Below are 19,472 nucleotides of genomic sequence, written 5' to 3' on the forward strand. Positions count from 1 at the left end.
GAAGAATGAAGAAAAAGAGAGTTAAAAGACGAAAAATTCCTTCTTTAAAAGGGATTTTTGTTGTTTAGGTGTAGTTAATTTCACATACCGTATTGAAAAAGAAATAGGAAAATATGAAATAATGTCGAATAATACCAATACCGTATATGCTTCTATAAGGCAAGAAGAAATAAAAAAGAGGTGACAAAATCGTACAGTATACAAAAAACATGGGTGAAAGAACCATTATTTGGTGTCAGTTTTGCAAACTTAAAGCAATGAAAGAAGGAGAACAGCATGAAGGCCATTGATGCTGCACAAAAAATTATTGAATCTCAATTTCCAAATTGTGATGTCGCTTTATTAGGAGGAAGTGTTGCAAGAGGCGAAGCGACTAAGACATCTGATCTTGATATTGTAATATTTGATGGTAGTCTATCTAATTGTTATCGGGAATCTTTTTTTAGTAATGGCTGGCCAGTTGAAGTGTTTGTACATAATTTTAAAACATATAAAGACTATTTTAAAAGTGACTGCAAGCGCGGCAAACCTACTTTGCCACAATTAGTTTCAGAGGGGATTGTTTTAACAGGAACAGCGCACATCATAGCGGGCTTAAAGCAGGAAGCACAGCAATTATTAGATGAAGGCCCTGAAAAGTGGACAGAAGAAATGGCTAGACAAAAACGTTACTTTTTAACAGATGCATTAGATGATTTTATTGGTGCGACAAAGCGGGAAGAAGAATTGTTTATTGCAAATCTTTTAGCTGATTTAGTTCATGAATATGTCCTTAGAGTAAATGGACAATGGGTTGGAAATTCTAAGTGGTTTATTAGAGTGTTAAGAAAATATGATGAGCTATTTGCAGAAGAGTTTGTTGAAGCTTTCGATCACTTTTATAGAACTGGAGAGAAGATAAAGCTTATTCATTTTATAGAAAGAACGTTGGAGAAATATGGAGGAAGGTTGTTTGAAGGGTTTTCTGTAGGAAAGTAAAAAGGAGATTGAAAAATGAATGTACCAGCTGTTAGATTAAGAGAACTTTTATTAGAAGATGTAGAAGACCGATATCAATGGTCATTAGATACAGAAGTAACAAAACATTTAGTTGTACCTGATCAATATCCACCTTTTACACGTGATGAGACAAAAAGATGGATTGGAATGTGTATACATAGGGAGAATGGATATGAACAACGAGCTATCATTGCTGAGGATGGTGTGCATATTGGGTGGGTTGATTTAAAAAACTTTGATAAAACGAATAAAAATGCTGAACTAGGAATTGCGATTGGAAATAAAGAATATTGGGGACGCGGATATGGTCTTGCGGCACTACATAGTATGTTACAAATTGGATTCTATGAGTTTGGTTTAGAAAAGGTGTGGCTCCGTGTTGATGTAGATAACAAGCAAGCAATAAAAAGTTATGAGAAGGCCGGATTCGTTTATGAAGGAATCATGAGAAAGGATAGATTACGAGAAGGGGGATATATTGATCGGTACCGTTTTAGTATGTTGAAAGAAGAATACGAAATTATAAACATATAATATTATTATGTAAACAAGAAATAATTTTAGAAACCGAATGATAAAGGGGATGCATAAAAATGATTCGAATTTTATCAGACTTAGAGGCAGTACCATATTGGGATTTACGCTTACAAGCACTACGAGTAAATCCAGAGGCATTTGTGACAACTTATGAAGAAGCGATGCAAAAAGAAAATCCTGTTGAAGAAGTTGCTCGAAATTTGAATTCAAAAACGAGTTACACATTTGGAGCTTTTAATGATGAAAATCAACTGTTAGGTGTAGTAACGTTACTGACAGAGCAAAAAGCAGCCTATAAACATAAAGGACATCTTGTTGCGATGTATGTAGATCATCAAAGTAGAGGGAAAGGTTTGGCAAAAGGTTTAATTCAGGCGTTAATTGAACAAGCAAGAGAATTAAAAATAGAACAAATTAATTTAGGGGTTGTTGCAGATAATGAAGAAGCAAAGAAGCTGTATCAATCAATGGGCTTTACAGCGTATGGTATAGAAAAAAATGCTTTAAAAATGAACGGTATATATCGTGATGACGAATTAATGGTTTTATTTCTCTAAAAGTATACTAAGAAGGAGTAGCTAATGTTTAAAAGCAAGAAGCGTATTGTATTGTTGATCGCGTTAATGGTTTTCATTGCTAGCGTACTGTACCAAGCTGTTTGTGTAAATAACGATACGAAAGTACCTGGTGAGATAATTGAAATTAACAATCATGATATGCACATTTTCACAACAGGAAAACGTGAAGATAAACCAACGATAGTTATGACAGCAGGGAGTGGTACGACTACACCGTATGCGGACTTTTACCCCTTATATAATAAACTAGAGAAAGAAAATAGAGTCGTTGTGTATGAACGACCTGGATACGGATATAGTGAACAAACAGATAGAAGCAGGGATATTGATACAGTTGTAAGCGAATTACATTCATTATTAATAGAATCTGGTGAAAAACCTCCCTTCATATTAGTAGGGCATTCAATGGGAGCGTTAGAAAGTATTCGATATGCACAACTATACCAAGACGAAATTGTTGGATTAGTTTTTATCGATGGAATTAGTCCCGAATACGCACAGCATTTCGAAATGGGTATAGGTATGAAAGTTGGTTGGTACGCAATGAATATAGCTAAAAATATTGGAATATTGCGTACGTTATCTTTGTTTGGAATTATGGATCATGTGTTTGTAGATATTCCTAATTTACCAAAGGAATTACAAACACTTAAAGTTTCGATGGCTCTTACAAACACAAATAATCGAAATATGAAAGAAGAATTAGAATGGATGAGTAAAAATGGTAAAAAGATAATAGAAAATTGTAATGTAGGCACCTTGCCAATATTACAATTTTCCGCAACAAATAATGGCTATGAAAATTGGGAGAAAACGCAGAATGAACTGTCAAAAATATCTTCACAAACAAAGCAAATTATATTTCCAAGTACAAGTCATTATATTCATCATGAAAAGGCAAATGAGATCAATGAAAAGATACAGGATTGGATGGGGGAATTGCAATGAAAGATTTATATTACGAAAATTGTATCGACAAGAAATACACGTATAAAAACATTATTTTTAGTATGAAATTTTCGGATTTTATTTCAAATCAATGATATTCTGTTATATAGTAGAGGAAAAACGGTATAAGGGGTTTTGAGATGAAAGCAATTGCAGCGGGGGTATTGGCATCATTTTTCTTTGCCTTTACATTTATTTTAAACCGAGCCATGGACTTACAAGGTGGAAGCTGGATTTGGAGTGCATCACTGCGGTATTACTTTATGGTTCCTTTACTTGTCATGATTGTCATGTATAGAGGGAACTTAAAGCAACTCTTTCAACATATGAAAAGTAATCCGAAAGAGTGGTTATTATGGAGTATTGTTGGCTTCGGTCTCTTTTACGCACCACTTAGTTTCGCAGGTGCGTTTGGGCCAGGATGGCTCGTGGCCTCAACGTGGCAAATTACGATTATAGCAGGAATTTTAGTAACTCCATTATTCGCAACAAATGCATTACATAAAAAAATTCCAATGAAAGAATTGATGATGTCTGCGGTTATATTAGCAGGTGTTCTTCTTATGCAAATCGAACATGCTTCTTCTTTAGGAATTCGTGAAACCGTTTTATGCGTAGTTCCCGTAATAGTAGCAGCGTTTGCTTATCCACTTGGAAATCGAAAAATGATGCAAGTATGTAAAGGGGAATTAGATGTCTTCCAACGAGTTCTTGGCATGACACTCGCAAGTTTACCATTTTGGTTTTTATTATCAGGGTATGAAGTTTCTACAAAAGGATTACCATCAAGTGACCAAGTTTTTCAGTGCTTTATCGTAGCTATTAGTTCTGGTTTAATTGCTACTGTATTATTTTTCTTTGCAACTGACCTTGTAAAAGATGACCCGCAAAAATTAGCTACTGTAGAAGCAACGCAATCAGGTGAGGTTTTATTTGCATTATTAGGAGAGCTCATATGGTTATCGGCTCCAATCCCATCTTCTGTATCTTGGATTGGAATGAGTCTTGTTGTAGTAGGGATGATTTTACATAGTTATGTAGCGGTTGTGGTGAAGAAGGAAGAAAAGATAATAGCGTAAAAAGTGAAGAATAGAAATTAGTATGAAAAGAATGGATTCATGATTATGAGGATCTATTCTTTTTTGCGGATTTATACTAACATGAATTGATGTAAATTCAAATTGCATATAAATTAAATGAAGTAGCAAATATTTATTATTTAAACCAAGAAAATTCTCTCCTCTAAACGAAGTGAAGGGGGGATGAATTGTTTTTTCTTAAAGTATTTGTTATGTTTTGGTAAAGAGTAGCGATTTTAAAACAGATGGATTATGCAAAAGGGAGAGGAATGTATGAATAAGATAGAAAATGATATGAATGTATTAGATGAAAATAAGGGTAATGTAGTTACTTTATATATTACTAGACATGGAAAAACAATATTAAACACTAATAAACGTGTACAAGGCTGGGCTGATTCTCCATTAGTCGAGAAGGGAGTTGAAATAGCAAAGGGGTTAGGGAATGGATTACAAGATATTCCTTTTGTCGATGCGTATAGTAGTGATAGTGGCCGTGCAATTGAAACTGCTAACTTAGTAGTAAAGTATAGCGGACAATTACACTTAAAACCTGAACAAAGGAAAGATTTACGTGAATTGAATTTTGGAATTTTTGAAGGCGATAAGATTGAAAACATGTGGAAGGCTATTCAAGATACTGCTGGTGTTCAAGCAGCAACTGAATTAATGAAGTTCTCTATTAAAGAAATTACGAATTTTATTGCAGAAACAGACACTACGAAACAAGCTGAAAATTGGGAAGTATTTTCAGCTCGTATCAAAAAAGAAATCGATAAAATTAGTGAAGCCGCTGCCAAAAATGGAGGAGGTAACGTTTTAGTCGTATCTCATGGACTGATGATTACTGCATTAGTAGAAATGCTTGATAGTAGTAAAACAAAAATGGGAGTAGAAAATGCAAGTGTAACTAAAATTCTCTATAAAGACGGGGAATATAAAGTCGAATCTGTTGGCGATATGAGCTATGCAGAAACAGGTAGCGATATTGTAAAATCGTAACAGTTTATATAGAGTGATAGAATGAAAAAAGACGGATTTCTTATGAAGATAAGGACGTCTTTTTCTTTGGGCTTTATAGTGTGAAGGTTTCATTCATTTGAAAAATATGTAATCTATGATAGATATTGTAAAGGAGAAAAATACATGGTAAGACTAGTACAAAGTGTTACTGAAGAAAAGATTGTTTCATTGTTAAAATATGCAGTTGGTCCTCAGAAGGTAAGTTTACAAAAAGCAATACAGTTTTATGACGAGAATGAAAATGCAACGTTATATACATATCTAGAACATGGTTGTATAGGTATTGAACTTATTAAGGAAAATACAGCGAGAATATGCCATATAGCAGTTTCGCCGAATAGTCGTTATAAAGGAATTGCCTTTGAAATGATAAAGAATGTGATTGATATTCACGGATTAATTTATATAGAAGCAGAGACGGATTGTGAAGCGGTAGATTTTTATAAAAAGTTTGGCTTTACTGTTATAAATTTAGGAGAGAAGTATCCAGGCGTAGAACGGTTTCGCTGTTATTGGGTGAAATAATAGACGTGATAATGGGAAAGCGCAGTCTTTATGATACGATATGCTTGTTTTCATTAACTTTTGTATATACTAACTAGATGATAAAAGTAAGGATATATTTTAGTTTGTATGAAAAAGGAGAAAATAGGAATGAATAAGAGATACTATAAAGGTTTAGTTATGAGACCGATTAAGGAAAGTGAAGTAGAGCAGTTTTCAAATTTGATGAAATACGTGTTTCAAGTTTCGAAAAAAATGATTAATGATGAAGAAAAAATGGTACAAAAGAAAAGTCATCAATTAAAGCCAGGGACTGCTTTAGGTTGGTTTGATCATGATAAATTAATTTCTCAAATTGTTGTTCTTCCTTTTCAAGTGAATATTCATGGTGTGATCTATGAGATGGGAGGTGTCACTGGAGTTGGTACGTATCCAGAGTATGCAGGGCATGGATTGATGAATGCGTTGATGAAAGAAAGTTTAACAACGATGAGAGAAAATGGACAATATATTTCTTATTTATTCCCTTATTCAATCCCTTATTATCGAAAAAAAGGGTGGGAAATTATTTCTGATATCATTGAATATCAAATTAAAGATACACAGCTTCCTAAGTATCGTGGTAACATTAGCGGGCGCGTGCGAAGAGTAGGATTAAAAAGTAAAGAAAAAGAAAAAATTTATGATGAGTTTGCCAGAAAAACAAATGGGGCAATGGTCCGAAATACAATTGCATGGGAAGAACGATTTCGTGAGGAAACAATTGATTTGCAATTGGCAATTTATTATACAGATGAAGATATTCCACATGGATATTTATTTTATCGTGTTCTTGAAGAAAAGTTTTATATAGAAGAAATGATTTATTTAAATGAGGAAGCGAGAAGGGGATTATGGAATTTTATTAGTGCTCACTTTTCGATGGTATATTATGTGAAAGGAAAGACGTGCGTTCATGAACCAGTTGCTTTTTTACTTGAAGATAGTGAAATAAAGCAAACAATCGCACCTTATTATATGGGAAGAATTGTCGATGTAGTTGGTTTTCTGAAACAATATCCATTTAAACGTGTAAAAAATGAAAAGATAATTTTACATATAGACGATCCAATGTTGGAGTGGAATAAAGGGACCTTTTCATTAGAGTGGGATTGTGATAAACAATTACATATAACATATGAAAAAGAACCAAATAGTATGGAGGGAATGTCCTTAACGATCCAAACATTAACAACTATGTTATTAAGTTATAAAAGTCCTACATTTTTATGCGATATTGGAAGGATAAAAGGAAATCCTGCAATGATAGAAGTGCTTGAGGAATTGATTCCTGATTCACCTCCATGCTTTTTTGATTACTTTTAAAAGTGAAAAATGATCTCTTCAATGTAATTGTTGTTTTAGAACAGAGTTTATTCAAATTAATGCAAATGTCCTTGATAAACGAACAAAAAGAAAGAGCCTGTTTTGAAAAAGATTGATTAAAACAGACTCTTAAAATAGTCTAACAAATTACTTTTTTATAAAAGTTTAATCGTTTTTTGTGTTGATTGTTCAATTACAGCACCTGTTAATTGATTAAACTCTAGAGAAACCAAGTAAGAAGAACTGCGATTATAAAACTTTGAACAAGATAGATGACAAATCCTTTTTCCTTGTTTCTTTTTCCTTTAAACAAGTAGGTATTAACTATAAAGCCGATAACTCCTATAAATACAAAAGTAACAATAAATGTTAAAACGAACTGATATGTCATTTTAACAGCTCCTTGTTTTTAAACTAATATCACAACAATACCACAGTTACCTTGATTTATTAATTACTCTTCTCTGTTAGCTCAATAAGAAAAAAATCGAAATAACAGATAGATTTCAGTTCATCATTTTTATAAATGGTTAAACTTTTTTAAAACGGTGCGACTTTTTTATAAACAGTTCAATTTTGCTTCAAACCAACAGTAATCTTTGAAGAGATCATTTTTTAGTTAGAGATACTATTGTTATTTTTTGTCTTGTTGTGATGTTACTCCTTCATTTTGCTTGATCTCAAAAATCTTTTTACCGTTCTCATTTACAATCTTTACAGAGTCTCTTAGTTTATTCACGCCGATATACATAACAGGATTTTTATCTGTACCTTTATCGTCTTCCATATGTAATACAATAACGGATTTATCTTTTTCATCTCTTACTTCTTTTACTATAATTTTATCATTTTGATATTTTTCGCCAAATGCTAAAAATATCATCATTTTTCCTTCGCTAATTCTTTCTAACGAGTAATGAACAAGTGTTGGATCTTCTTGTGCTTTTTCATACAGATTAGTTGGCCCAAAGTCGCCTTCATGATATCTAGACTTTTCTAGAACCCAATAACTTTCATAATCGCTTGCAAATAGAGTACAGCCGCTTAATCCGATAATCCCCAATACCCAAAAACTTAATATGAGTTTTTTCATTCTAGCCACCTCGTAGCCTTGATTTTATTTATTCAATTATACTATAAATTACCTTTTATTTTCCTGTTTGTAATGTGATTTTCTAATACTATCGGATCAGAAAATAGAGGGCATGGAAGAAGAATAGTCTATAATGTTAGTAATAACAGAATTTTTTAGGAGTTCTCTTTGTTATTTGAATTAAAGATTAAGAAAAATATGATAATATGTTGAATGAGAGCTAAAATTCAATTTGATAGTTTAGAAGTGTTGAGAGAGAACTTAATGGGGGAGTAATCATGAAACTAAACGACATAGTAACAGAAACAAAATTACCAAATACAATAGAAACGATAACAAATGATTTGAAAAGCTTAGGACTTAAAAAAGGAATGACAGTAATCGTCCATTCTTCATTAAGTTCAATCGGTTGGGTGTCTGGCGGAGCTGTCGCTGTAGTTGAAGCTTTAATGAACGTCATTACTGAAGAGGGTACAATCATTATGCCAACACAAACGTCGGATTTATCAGATCCGAAAAACTGGGCGAGACCTCCTGTTCCAGAAAGTTGGTGGCAAATTATTCGAGACAATGTTCCTGCATTTAATCCAGATGTAACCCCAACACGTGCAATGGGGCAAGTTGTAGAATGTTTCCGTACCTATCCAAATGTAAAACGCAGTAATCATCCATTAAATAGCTTTGCTGCTTGGGGGAGAAATGCAGAGGCTATTATAAAAGAGCATTCGCTTTCATTTAGTCTTGGGGAACATTCTCCACTAAAGAAAATATATGATTTAGACGGTTATGTATTATTGATAGGTGCCGGCTATGACTCGAACACTTCCATTCATTTATCTGAAATCCGTACAGGGGCACGGGAATTAGTGAAAGTTGGAGCACCTATTATAGAAAATGGCGCGAGAGTATGGAAAGAATTTGACGAAATGGACTATGAATCTGAAGTGTTTGTTGAAATTGGGGAGAAATTTGATCGTGCAGGAGCTGTAGCATCCGGTAAAGTTGGAAATGCAACGTGTAGATTGATGAAACAACGAGAAGTTGTTGACTTTGGTGTACAGTGGTTTCTTTCAAAAAACAAGTAAGGGATGGTCATCATGAAGGGGAAAAAGATTTTAATTACGAGTGGTGGATGTTTAGAAAAATGGGATCAAGTGCGCGGCCATACAAATTTAGCAAAAGGTACAATTGGAAGAATGCTTGCTGAAGAAGCAATGAAAAAAGGAGCGTATGTTATATATTTACATGGTTATTTCGCTGAAAAGCCGAATGCTACAAATACGCAATTAGAATTGCACCCATTTGAAGGTATTATTGATTTACAAGATAAAATGAAAAGTATGATTATACATGAGAAAATCGATGCCGTTATTATGGCTGCGGCGGGGTCAGATTGGCTTGTGGAAAAAATCTGTGACCAAGAAGGCAATGTGCTTGATATGAATGGCAAAATTTCAAGTGATATCGCGCCAATTATTCATTTTCAAAAAGCGCCGAAAATATTAAAACAAATTAAACAATGGGATCCGGAAACAGTTTTAGTTGGATTTAAACTTGAAAGCGCTATGAATGAGGGAGAGCTAATCAGGCGTGCAAATGAAAGAATGGGACAGGCGAAAGCAAATCTTATGATAGCTAACTCTCCTCATTCATTATATTCGCATGCAGCTATTCATCATGTGATTGGAGAAGATGGGAGTGTTTCGTTATGCGAAGGAAAAGAAGCAACGGCAAAAGAGGTTGTAAGTAAGTTAGAAGCGTTATGTAATCGTGTCGAAGAGGGAAGTTTGAGCCGTTTATAAACGGGAGAGGTTCCAAATCATGAACTTTAACGTTTCAAAAGAAAATGCCGTTCTAAATTGGTGTCAAAAGCATGAAATCAGTGCCAAACAAGTAATGGCATTTGGTGATGATTGGAATGATATCGGTTTATTCAAAGAATGTTGCTATCCAATTGCGATGGAAAATGCAATTTCAGAGTTAAAAGAATTGGCATATTATATAACAGCTAGCAATAATGATAACGGTGTAGCATCTATTCTGGAACAAATAAGGAGCGATGCAAGTGAAACAGTTACTTGAACAGGCGATTAAGTTTCGGCATGAAAAGAAATATGCGCAAGCAAAGGACATACTCATTGGATTAGCAAACTTCACTCAAAGTCCAGAAGTTCTGTATGAGTGTGCTTGTATACATGATGTAATGGGATTTGAAACGGAGGCTGCGCCATACTATGAAAAAGCAATTGCTAATGGACTTACAGGAGAATCATTGTGCGGCGCATATATTGGACTTGGAAGTACATATCGCAGTATTGGTGAATATGAAAAAGCGATCGTTACATTAGAAGCTGGACTCAAACAGTTTCCAGACAATGATACGATGAAAGTATTTCTTTCCATGGCGAAATATAATGTCAACGAATACGAAGAAGCGATGAAACTATTGATTGAAACGGTTGTAAAACTAGAAAGTGTAAAAGAGTATGACAAAGCTATTTTGCTGTATAAAGATCATCTGAATGAGATTTTTAAATAAAAAGGCGGGATTGAATGAGTGAATCTATTTCACGTAAAAGAAAAGGGATAGGAATTGTTGTTATCGGTCTAATTGTATTATCAAATTATCTTGCATATGCACTTCCAATTGTACCCGCTGTACCGAAGGAAATGGTATTAGGGTCTTTATTAGATTTTCTAATTGTCATTCCAGTTGTTACGTATTTCCTTATCATACGGAAACATTATTCATTAACCTATATATTCCCGGTTATAATTGCAGGATACCTTGCCGCAAGGTTCATTATTCCAAGCGACTATTTCCAGTCGTTTTCGTTTGTTTCTTATATTGTAGTTGCAGGGGAAATTGCGTTTATCGGTTTAGAGGTATTTATTCTATATAAGATTGCTAGCGCCTTGCCGGAAATTATACGATGTTATAAACAATATAAGAATGAATACCCATCATTCTCTTTTGCGATTGATAAAGCGTTTGAGACTACATTGAAAAGAAATACTGTAGTAGATGTAATTGTTTCGGAATGTAAATTACTTTATTACGCTTTATTTTCTTGGCGTACAAAGATGCCAGAAAGCCAATATGTTTTTTCGTATCATAAAAAGACCGGAGCAATCCCATTTTATATTATGCTGATTCACGCGACAGTAATTGAATCGATTGGATTTCATTATTTACTTCATCAGTGGAATGAAGTGGTTGCTTGGATTTTACTCGTTTTAAATATATATGGAATTTTATATTTTTTAGCGGAGATTCAAGCAATTCGTACGAATCCATATATGATGACGGAAACAGAAATAATCGTCCAAGTTGGATTTGGAAAGAAAATCATTATCCCATTTACTCAAATAGAAGAGATTACGCATTATAAAGGTGAAGCATTAACTAAGGAAGAAGGAAAAAAAGTATTTGAAGCAACGGTAATGGAGTTTATAAAGGAACCAGCTACATTTGAAATAAAATTAAAGAAACCTTTAACAGCACAGTTATTGTATGGATTTTCTAAAACAGTGAACCGTGTGCATGTCAATGTGGACGATGAGCGGAATTTTTATGGGGCGGTTGTTGAAAAAATAGGGAAAGAGTAGCAAATTAGTAAAACCGGTAAGCCAGAGGCCTACCGGTTTTTATCGTAAACTATTAAAAATCATGGTAAAATGAAGAGGTAACTTATGGTAAGGTTGGTTGTTCAATTATCACTTCTCCAGGGCTTGAAGGGAGGTGATAATGAATGAGTGAAATTGCGTTATTGTTGCAAGGCGGATTATTTCTCGTTGCACTGTTAACGTTTGTTGTTGTCTTAATTGACAAGCTCAAAAAATAACAACCCACCTACGCCAATAGAATGTGGGTTGTCTCGTTTGTAAGAAACAAATAGGATAAATGAACAATCCAATCTGCTAAGTTACGGGGACTAGTGTGTAGCCGCACACTAGTCTTTTTTATATACAATTTATCATTATTTTATATGATTGTATTGTTCTTTTCATGCTCATTATAACATAGTGCCTTTTTATTAAGAAAGGAGACCGTACGTTCTAGTTTGTAGCTAAATATGAGTTTTCGGACTCTTTTGTTTAAATAACCCATCCATATATTCTTTTAAATTCTCAATATAGAATTCTTGTGTTTCTACATTGTTCACTCCAACAATTGGAGAAGGAAGTTGATAATTTTTTTGAGAAAGATGGACAACGACATCAAAGATATCGAATAAACGGATGAAGCAGAATAGACCATCTTTATCGCTTAATAAAATAAAGTAGTGGTTATCACTCGTTGTATTAAGGGTATTCCACAATGAACTTTTACTCAAATCACGAACAATATTTCGTTCTTTTAGTTCGATAAAGTCAACATTAGATATAATAGTAGAAATATCAATTGCATCTGAATCATGAAGATAACCGTCAATTGTATGGGCTGCGAATGTATAAGCCATTTTTAAGATGCTCATTTTATATTTACGGTTATCTAAAAGTAATTCACGTTGAATGGAGCTCGCTACTTTTGTTACGCGTTCTTCTTTCCAAATTTCATTATGTAGCGAAATATCGTGTTTTTTACATAGTTTCATAATGAGCTCATTAGAATAGTATACTTCGTCGTTTACTGCAACTTCTTCCGTTTCCGCCGCTGCTAATTCTTGACCATATTCATTTGTATAAAGAGGAGAATCAATTTGTTGTTTCATTTGTTCGATTTTGTACTGAATCAGCTTATGACGGATTAATGGTCGATCAACGTTTGTTGTGAGATGTTCATAACAAGTATCACAAATTGAATTTGTGAAATAATATCCACATAAAATCTCCGGAATCACATGTTGTTCACTAAATTCTTTCGTTTCTTTTCTGCATATGATGCATTGTTTCATATTTATCACCTTTACCTGCAAATTTGTATCTAGTTTCATTGTAGTGTATTTATTCGCGTTTTGGAACATTGAAGATAAAAATATCGTGTAAAATTCGTGAATGATTTGATACAATAAAAAGAAGTGCTAATTTAAAGGAGGCTGTTTTTTTGAAATCGAAAGTGCACTTTTGGACATTGGAAGTGCTAATGGTTGTAGGAATTATATTGATTTGCACAAAAATATCATTTTTATTTCAACCTATTGGCATATTTATTTCAACTTTATTTTTCCCTATTTTAATCGCTTTGTTTTTATACTTTATATTTAATCCGGTGCTCGTATTTTTAGAAGGGAAGAAAGTTCCTAGAAATTTAGCGATATTGTTACTATATGTTTTTATTATTAGCCTAACTGCTGTTTCGATTGGCGTAGTTGTTCCAACAGTTTCACAGCAGCTAATGGATTTAGTGAAAAATATGCCAACATATATTAAAGAAGGAAAAATATACATACAAGAATTATCGCATCATAAGTTGTTTGAATGGTTAGCTACACAAAACTATGTATCAATTGAAACAATTGAAAAGAACATAATGGAGTATTTAAAAGATATACCAAATACAGTAACGTCGAGTGCAACGGCTTTATTTGGCATTATTACGAACGTTGCATTAGTCATTTTTACAGTACCGTTTATTTTGTTTTATATGTTTAAAGATGGACATGCATTTCCAGGAAAAGCTGTTAGTTTTTTACCAGAATCGTACCGTGAAGAAGGACTTCGTATTATAAAGGAAACGAACGAAACGTTATCTGCGTATATTCAAGGGCAAGCGCTTGTTTGCTTGTTCGTCGGTGCATTTACATTTGTTGGGTATATTATTATTGATTTGCCGTATGCTTTTGTTCTGGGAATCATAGCGGCATTTACGAATATTATTCCGAACTTAGGGCCATTTATCGGAGCAGCTCCAGCTGTTATCGTTGGATTATTTGTCTCTCCAGTTCAGGCGTTATGGGTAATTCTCATTGTAACCATTGTACAGCAATTTGAAAGTAACATTATTTCACCACGTATTATGAGTTCAAAGTTAAATATCCACCCATTAACAATCATTGTGTTAATTCTTGGTGTAGGGAATTTTGCTGGAATTATAGGAATGATTTTAGCGGTACCTGCGTATGCTGTGACAAAAACAGTTGTTTCGAACTTGGTTAGATTATTTAAAACGAAACGAAGTAAGCGAAAATAAAGAAATAGGTTTTGCGTAAGGTGCATCACTTTTTAGTGGTGTGCCTTTCTGTTTTAATAGAAAAACAACACACATCTTTAAAATTTGTGAAGGGGGATGTGTGCTGTTATTGTGTAACTTTTTTATATTTATTTAGAGGAAATATGCTTTTAACATATGATGCAGTCTACGTAGAATCCCTCTCTATAATCCAAATCATTTCTTTACAACGTACCATTAACATTTTAATCCGCTCCTCTCATTATATTTAGGTTGCATCATTATAGATGCGTATAATACTCACTTCTACGATCCCGGATTTCTTCCATAATCTTTTCAGATTGTTGTTCTTGCGCAATTTCAGCGTCAGATAATCGCTTCTTTTGAATGGTGATCGTTAAAAAGAAAACATGAAATTTCATAAGTGAATTCCTCCTTTCATAAAGGAATTATAAATGGCTACAATAAGGAAGTTGACGTTCTTTCACTTCATTCATAGCGTTTTGAATGTGTTGTCCGTGTAACATTTCGAGCTCGGAAAATTTGTTTTTTTGAATCGTAATGGTTAAAAAGAATACTTTGAATTTCATAAGGTGATAGCTCCTTTTGTATAAGTTTTTAGTACATGTGATTGTAATAAGCAATTTGACGCTCTTTTGTTTCCTCTATCATTTTCTGAACTTGTTGTTCATGTGAAATTTCAGTCTCAGAAAATTGATGTTTGTGAATGGTAATGGTTAAAAAGAATACTTTGAATTTCATAAGATGATAACTCCTTTTAAAAATTATTTTTTAATACATGTGATTGTAATAAGAACTCTTACGATCTTTTACTTCGTCAATAATCTTTTTCACTTGTTGTTTACGTAAAATTTCAGTTTCAGATAAAGATTTTTTCTGAAGCGTAATCGTAAAAAAGAAAATATGAAAAGTCATAAATGAATTCCTCCTTTCGTAAAGGAATTACAGGTGACTACTATAAGGGATTTGACGCTCCTTTACGGCATTCATCGTCTGTTGAATGTGTTGATCGTGCAGCATTTCTACTTCAGATAATTGTTTACGCTGGATTGTAATACTGAAAAACAATACGTGAAAAGTCATGGGATAATCGCTCCTTTTTTAGAAAATTGATGTCAGAGACTAAAAAATCGCACAAAAAAGCCACAGAAGGATACAATGCTACTGTGGCAGGGCATGAAAAAGCCACAGTAGTATACGACCTCCTGTGGCGAATTTGTTAATTAAAGAAAATACCGGACGATTTTCAATTCTCCATTAGGGTGGTCGAATTCATATTGAATTGTAAAACGAAAACAGGTGCAACATGTAATTGTAATTTCATCATTTCCTTCGACCTCCTTTTAGAATTTTTTTCTTACGTTAGTAAGTATATACAATTAATGGATAATTGTAAACATAAAAAATGAAAATTTTTAATTTTGATTAAAATGTGTATATTTCGAAAGGATGTGTTGATGAGTTGGCGTATTAGTTAGGGGGGATTGAATGTGATGCTATGAATGATTACAGAGATGAGGTTTTTCGCATAGATTAATTGAAAAAAAGATGAGTGGCATAATGGGGGGATAAAGATGGATCTATTTTATAAGATTGTCTATCACAGAATGTATGATCATTATTTGCCTAAACTACTGAAAACAATTGGACATTTACATACAGAAGAATTATGGAAGCAAGAGGATTCAGCAAATTCAATTGGTGGTATCATATTACATGTTTGTGAGTATATAAAAAGGAATAGTAGCCGTTATTCAAATCCAAATATACATTTTGAAAATGGGATTGAAGAATATTTTCCGATTATGCATTTGAGTCCCGGAGTGTTATGTAAAACTGTACAAGGAACATTTGATGAATGGAAACAAGAGTATGTGAAAGCTTGTAATGAAAATACTTATATAGATATGCATAACTTGTTTCATTTAGTGGAGCATACAAGTTATCATGTAGGACAAGTGGTAGATCGTACGAAATTATTAAAAGGAAAGAAGTTTGATTTTTGTCAAAGTGGTTTGAATGAAAAGAACTTAAGGTTACGTATAGAAAATATAACGGTTTTATAAAGAAGTTTTTCGGGCAGTTTCATAGGGTTACAGTTTTTATTTAGGTGGAGGGGGAGATTAGGGATGCGTACCATTTTACTTTTTCTGCAGGGTATTCCTATGGATGAAATTGAAGCAATTAGAAAACAGCATGATCCTTTATTTCGTTTTATTCAGCCGCATATAACACTTGTATTTCCTTTTGAAAGTATAATTTCTAATGATGAATTAAGAGCATATATAACTCAAACAGTACAAGGGATTCATCCGGTAGAAATTGAGTTTAGTGATTGTATAAGTTATGAGGGTGAGTATTTGTTTTTACGTATTGAAAAGGGGAAGGAACAAGTAAGAGAGTTACATGATAAGTTATACAAGGGACTTTTAGCAGAATTTTTACGAAGTGATATATTGTATATACCGCATGTTACAGTTGGGCGGAAAGAAAATGAAAAACAGGCAATAGAAATTGTAGAGAAGATGCCAAAATTAAGCACGCGCTTGCGATGCGTAGTTGAAAAAGTGAGTGTGGAACGGATTGGAGAAGCTGGGGAATCGCTAATAGAATTTGAAGTAGAGCTTCCAAAATAAAAAGGAGATACAAATTTGTATCTCCTTTTTATTGATTTTTCATATATATGTGTTAAAATGGAAAAACGCTCATTGTTTATTTTTATCAAAAGTCAATAATTATCCAATTTAATTATAGCAAAACAATTACTCGTTTGTCAAACTTTTTATTGAATTTTTTATTGCATCAAACGATGAGCATGAGAACAATCAGTTGATAGGGAGTGGCGATATGGAGAAAACAAGTCAAGAATGGAAACAGGAACAACATCGTGTGAAAGAAGTGGTTGGAAAGATTGAAAAACATATTGATACATTAGAGCAATATAAAAGTGCAGCAATGAAAGATGTTGTTCAAGTTCGAAAACATTTTTGGGACGATGTAACAGTGAATGTTGATAATACAGAAGAAGCTATTGAAACGGCAGCGAGCATTAAACAACAAGCAGAGTTATTAGCTGAACGGGAGCAAAGTCATCGCCATGCATACAATCAACTAAAGGGGTTAAAAAGATTACAGCAATCACCTTACTTTGGAAGGGTAGACTTTTTAGAAGACGGTGAAAAGCAAGAGGACGCGATTTATCTCGGCATTCACTCGTTTTATGATGAACATACAGAACAGTTTCTTGTATATGACTGGCGAGCTCCTATATCAAGCTTGTATTACGATTATTCTGTAGGAAGAGCAGAATATGTGGCACCTCAGGAGACAATTTCAGGTGAAATGACATTAAAAAGACAATATGTGATTCGGAACGGTCAAATTGTAAGTATGTTTGATACGGGTGTTACGATTGGTGATCAATTACTGCAAGAAGTATTAGGAAATAACGCGAATCTACAAATGAAAAGTATTGTTTCAACGATTCAAAAGGAACAAAATCAAATTATCCGGGATGAAAAAAGTCGTTTACTTGTTGTGCAAGGAGCTGCGGGAAGTGGAAAAACATCGGCAGCACTTCAGCGCGTTGCATACTTATTATATCGTTATCGAAAGACATTACATGCTGATCAAATTGTTCTTTTTTCTCCCAATTCGATGTTTAATAGTTATGTTTCCACAGTACTACCAGAACTTGGTGAAGACAATATGAAACAAACGACATTCCAAGAATACTTAGAGCGTCATATCGATAAGAAATTTGAAGTAGAAGATCCATTTACACAAATGGAATATGTATTGACAAGAGTGGAAGACAACAATTATGAAGCGCGATTAGAAGGGATTAAATATAAAGCAAGTTCTGATTTTATTGAAGTAGTGGATCAGTATGTATCTCATTTAAAGCGAGAAGGTATGTTATTTAAAGATATTAAATTTAGAGGAGACGTATTAATTTCTAAAGAACAAATAAAAGAAAAATTTTATGAATTTGATTCTTCAATACGGATTCCAAATCGAATAAAAATCATTTCGGAATGGCTACTAAAAGAGCTGAAAGAACAAGAGAAACTAGAGAGAAAAAAACTTTGGGTGGAAGAAGAAGTACAGCTACTAGATAAAGAAACATACGAAAAAGTTCACCGGAAATTACAGCAAAAACAAGAATATTCCGATGGAACGTTTGATGATTTTGAACGTGAACAAAATATGTTAGCAGCTCTCGTTGTGAAAGAACAGTTTAAACCACTCCGAAGACGTGTGAAAAAGTTACAGTTTATTCATACACAAGCGCTTTATATGCAGTTATTTAAAAATCCGCAATTTGGAGGAGAAAATAACTTACCGCAAAAGTGGAATGAAATATGTACAGAAACAATAGAAAAAATACAAGGTTTTTATATGTCATATGAAGATGCAACACCGTATTTATATATGAAGGATCAAATAGAAGAACTGCAAAGAAATACATCTGTGCAGCATATATTTATTGATGAAGCACAAGACTATTCTGCATTTCAATATGCATTTTTGAAGCGAATATTCCCTCATACAAAAATGACAATACTAGGTGATTTTAATCAGAACATTTATGAATATGCATCAGAAAGTAAATTTTCACAATTAAGTGAGTTGTACGGAGAAGAGATGAGTGAAAGAATTGTTCTTACACGTAGTTATCGCTCTACAAAACAAATTATTGAATTTACGAAGCAGTTAATTATAGAGGGACATGACATTGAACCGTTTCAGCGTGAAGGGGCAAAACCAGTTATCGTGGAAGTGAAAGAGGGAACATCACATCACCAACAGATTGTAAATCAAATCAAACAGTTGCAACAAGATGGTCACAACACAATTGCGGTTATTTGTAAAACAGCAGAAGAAAGTGAAGAAGCTTATCTGGCACTGCAAACATCATTACAAGTTCGGCTCATTAAGAAAGAAACGAGTTCGTTTGATACAGGTGTTTTAATTATCCCATCGTATTTATCAAAAGGAGTAGAATTTGATGCGGTTATCATTTATGATGCATCAAAGAAAAAATATAATAAAGAAAGTGAACGGAAATTATTTTATACTGCTTGTACACGTGCGATGCATGAGTTATACATTTACTCTGTAGGGGAGATGAATACATTTTTACAGTCGGTTTCTTCGGAAACGTATTGTTATAAGAACATGTAGAAGTAGAATAAAAGAGGTTGTTACAT

Annotated in this window: 25 protein-coding genes; 18 read left to right on the forward strand and 7 right to left on the reverse strand. The window is 33.5% G+C overall.

The genetic code is table 11. The features are described 5' to 3' along the window. Positions 1 to 276: 276 nt before the first annotated feature. The 8 genes from ACX5JI_RS19715 (at position 277) to ACX5JI_RS19750 (ending at position 7,033) form a co-directional block, all read left to right on the forward strand. Positions 277 to 978: a nucleotidyltransferase domain-containing protein gene (locus tag ACX5JI_RS19715; RefSeq protein ID WP_459502735.1), complete on the forward strand. Its 702-nt coding sequence runs from the start codon at positions 277 to 279 to the stop codon at positions 976 to 978. Positions 979 to 993: 15 nt separating this feature from the next. Continuing rightward, positions 994 to 1,533: a GNAT family N-acetyltransferase gene (locus ACX5JI_RS19720; protein WP_459502736.1), complete on the forward strand. Its 540-nt coding sequence runs from the start codon at positions 994 to 996 to the stop codon at positions 1,531 to 1,533. Positions 1,534 to 1,592: 59 nt separating this feature from the next. After that, positions 1,593 to 2,093, forward strand: coding sequence for a GNAT family N-acetyltransferase (locus ACX5JI_RS19725; protein WP_459502737.1), 501 nt, complete (start codon positions 1,593 to 1,595; stop codon positions 2,091 to 2,093). A 24-nt stretch (positions 2,094 to 2,117) separates the two neighbouring features. Beyond that, on the forward strand, positions 2,118 to 3,062 hold the full coding sequence (locus ACX5JI_RS19730; RefSeq protein WP_459502738.1) for an alpha/beta hydrolase: 945 nt from the start codon (positions 2,118 to 2,120) through the stop codon (positions 3,060 to 3,062). Positions 3,063 to 3,202: 140 nt separating this feature from the next. Continuing rightward, positions 3,203 to 4,141 (forward strand): DMT family transporter, encoded by a 939-nt coding sequence (locus ACX5JI_RS19735; protein WP_459502739.1) that lies wholly within the window; start codon positions 3,203 to 3,205, stop codon positions 4,139 to 4,141. A gap of 273 nt (positions 4,142 to 4,414) precedes the next feature. Then, positions 4,415 to 5,143, forward strand: coding sequence for a histidine phosphatase family protein (locus tag ACX5JI_RS19740; protein ID WP_459502740.1), 729 nt, complete (start codon positions 4,415 to 4,417; stop codon positions 5,141 to 5,143). A 144-nt stretch (positions 5,144 to 5,287) separates the two neighbouring features. Beyond that, positions 5,288 to 5,689 (forward strand): GNAT family N-acetyltransferase, encoded by a 402-nt coding sequence (locus tag ACX5JI_RS19745; RefSeq protein ID WP_459502741.1) that lies wholly within the window; start codon positions 5,288 to 5,290, stop codon positions 5,687 to 5,689. A 129-nt stretch (positions 5,690 to 5,818) separates the two neighbouring features. Beyond that, on the forward strand, positions 5,819 to 7,033 hold the full coding sequence (locus ACX5JI_RS19750) for a GNAT family N-acetyltransferase (protein WP_459502742.1): 1,215 nt from the start codon (positions 5,819 to 5,821) through the stop codon (positions 7,031 to 7,033). A 634-nt stretch (positions 7,034 to 7,667) separates the two neighbouring features. Here ACX5JI_RS19750 and ACX5JI_RS19755 read toward each other — a convergent pair. Next, on the reverse strand, positions 7,668 to 8,126 hold the full coding sequence (locus ACX5JI_RS19755; RefSeq protein WP_459502743.1) for a hypothetical protein: 459 nt from the start codon (positions 8,124 to 8,126) through the stop codon (positions 7,668 to 7,670). Positions 8,127 to 8,404: 278 nt separating this feature from the next. Between ACX5JI_RS19755 and ACX5JI_RS19760 the strand changes: the two genes are divergently transcribed. The 6 genes from ACX5JI_RS19760 (at position 8,405) to ACX5JI_RS19785 (ending at position 11,971) form a co-directional block, all read left to right on the forward strand. Further along, a complete protein-coding gene (locus ACX5JI_RS19760) occupies positions 8,405 to 9,211 on the forward strand; it encodes an AAC(3) family N-acetyltransferase (protein WP_459502744.1) in 807 nt (268 codons plus the stop codon). A gap of 3 nt (positions 9,212 to 9,214) precedes the next feature. Further along, positions 9,215 to 9,928 carry a phosphopantothenoylcysteine decarboxylase domain-containing protein gene (locus ACX5JI_RS19765; protein WP_459502745.1) on the forward strand — a complete coding sequence of 238 codons (714 nt, stop codon included), beginning with the start codon at positions 9,215 to 9,217 and terminating at the stop codon, positions 9,926 to 9,928. Between the two features lie 16 nt (positions 9,929 to 9,944). Next, positions 9,945 to 10,208, forward strand: coding sequence for an HAD family hydrolase (locus ACX5JI_RS19770; protein WP_459502768.1), 264 nt, complete (start codon positions 9,945 to 9,947; stop codon positions 10,206 to 10,208). Continuing rightward, positions 10,192 to 10,665: a tetratricopeptide repeat protein gene (locus tag ACX5JI_RS19775; RefSeq protein WP_459502746.1), complete on the forward strand. Its 474-nt coding sequence runs from the start codon at positions 10,192 to 10,194 to the stop codon at positions 10,663 to 10,665. The genes ACX5JI_RS19770 and ACX5JI_RS19775 overlap by 17 nt, the downstream gene beginning before the upstream one ends. 14 nt (positions 10,666 to 10,679) lie before the next feature. Next, positions 10,680 to 11,735, forward strand: a complete 1,056-nt coding sequence (locus ACX5JI_RS19780) for a hypothetical protein (RefSeq protein ID WP_459502747.1) — start codon at positions 10,680 to 10,682, stop codon at positions 11,733 to 11,735. A 143-nt stretch (positions 11,736 to 11,878) separates the two neighbouring features. After that, positions 11,879 to 11,971 carry a putative holin-like toxin gene (locus ACX5JI_RS19785; protein WP_001289320.1) on the forward strand — a complete coding sequence of 31 codons (93 nt, stop codon included), beginning with the start codon at positions 11,879 to 11,881 and terminating at the stop codon, positions 11,969 to 11,971. A gap of 225 nt (positions 11,972 to 12,196) precedes the next feature. Here the strand turns inward: ACX5JI_RS19785 and ACX5JI_RS19790 are convergent, their stop codons facing one another. Continuing rightward, positions 12,197 to 13,024, reverse strand: a complete 828-nt coding sequence (locus ACX5JI_RS19790; protein WP_459502748.1) for an HNH endonuclease — start codon at positions 13,022 to 13,024, stop codon at positions 12,197 to 12,199. Positions 13,025 to 13,173: 149 nt separating this feature from the next. Between ACX5JI_RS19790 and ACX5JI_RS19795 the strand changes: the two genes are divergently transcribed. Next, positions 13,174 to 14,259 carry an AI-2E family transporter gene (locus ACX5JI_RS19795; RefSeq protein ID WP_459502749.1) on the forward strand — a complete coding sequence of 362 codons (1,086 nt, stop codon included), beginning with the start codon at positions 13,174 to 13,176 and terminating at the stop codon, positions 14,257 to 14,259. A gap of 260 nt (positions 14,260 to 14,519) precedes the next feature. Here the strand turns inward: ACX5JI_RS19795 and ACX5JI_RS19800 are convergent, their stop codons facing one another. Genes ACX5JI_RS19800 through ACX5JI_RS19820 form a run of 5 tightly spaced genes read right to left on the reverse strand, consistent with a single transcriptional unit; the run spans position 14,520 to position 15,342 of the window. Continuing rightward, positions 14,520 to 14,660 (reverse strand): YrzI family small protein, encoded by a 141-nt coding sequence (locus tag ACX5JI_RS19800; RefSeq protein ID WP_459502750.1) that lies wholly within the window; start codon positions 14,658 to 14,660, stop codon positions 14,520 to 14,522. 27 nt (positions 14,661 to 14,687) lie between these two features. After that, positions 14,688 to 14,828, reverse strand: coding sequence for a YrzI family small protein (locus ACX5JI_RS19805; RefSeq protein ID WP_459502751.1), 141 nt, complete (start codon positions 14,826 to 14,828; stop codon positions 14,688 to 14,690). A gap of 28 nt (positions 14,829 to 14,856) precedes the next feature. After that, positions 14,857 to 15,000, reverse strand: a complete 144-nt coding sequence (locus ACX5JI_RS19810; protein WP_459502752.1) for a YrzI family small protein — start codon at positions 14,998 to 15,000, stop codon at positions 14,857 to 14,859. 30 nt (positions 15,001 to 15,030) lie between these two features. Next, positions 15,031 to 15,174, reverse strand: a complete 144-nt coding sequence (locus ACX5JI_RS19815; RefSeq protein WP_459502753.1) for a YrzI family small protein — start codon at positions 15,172 to 15,174, stop codon at positions 15,031 to 15,033. Positions 15,175 to 15,201: 27 nt separating this feature from the next. Further along, a complete protein-coding gene (locus ACX5JI_RS19820) occupies positions 15,202 to 15,342 on the reverse strand; it encodes a YrzI family small protein (protein WP_459502754.1) in 141 nt (46 codons plus the stop codon). Positions 15,343 to 15,833: 491 nt separating this feature from the next. Here ACX5JI_RS19820 and ACX5JI_RS19825 point away from each other — a divergent pair, with 491 nt between their 5' ends. From ACX5JI_RS19825 to helD, 3 genes are all read left to right on the forward strand, one after another. Beyond that, complete coding sequence (locus ACX5JI_RS19825; RefSeq protein WP_459502755.1) at positions 15,834 to 16,325, forward strand: DinB family protein; 492 nt, start codon at positions 15,834 to 15,836, stop codon at positions 16,323 to 16,325. 63 nt (positions 16,326 to 16,388) lie between these two features. Beyond that, positions 16,389 to 16,895 (forward strand): 2'-5' RNA ligase family protein, encoded by a 507-nt coding sequence (locus ACX5JI_RS19830; RefSeq protein ID WP_459502756.1) that lies wholly within the window; start codon positions 16,389 to 16,391, stop codon positions 16,893 to 16,895. Between the two features lie 211 nt (positions 16,896 to 17,106). Beyond that, entirely contained in the window at positions 17,107 to 19,446 is a 2,340-nt protein-coding gene (gene helD, locus ACX5JI_RS19835) for an RNA polymerase recycling motor HelD (protein WP_459502757.1), read from the forward strand. Positions 19,447 to 19,472: the final 26 nt, after the last annotated feature.

It is taken from the genome of Bacillus sp. C1 (genome assembly GCF_054570475.1).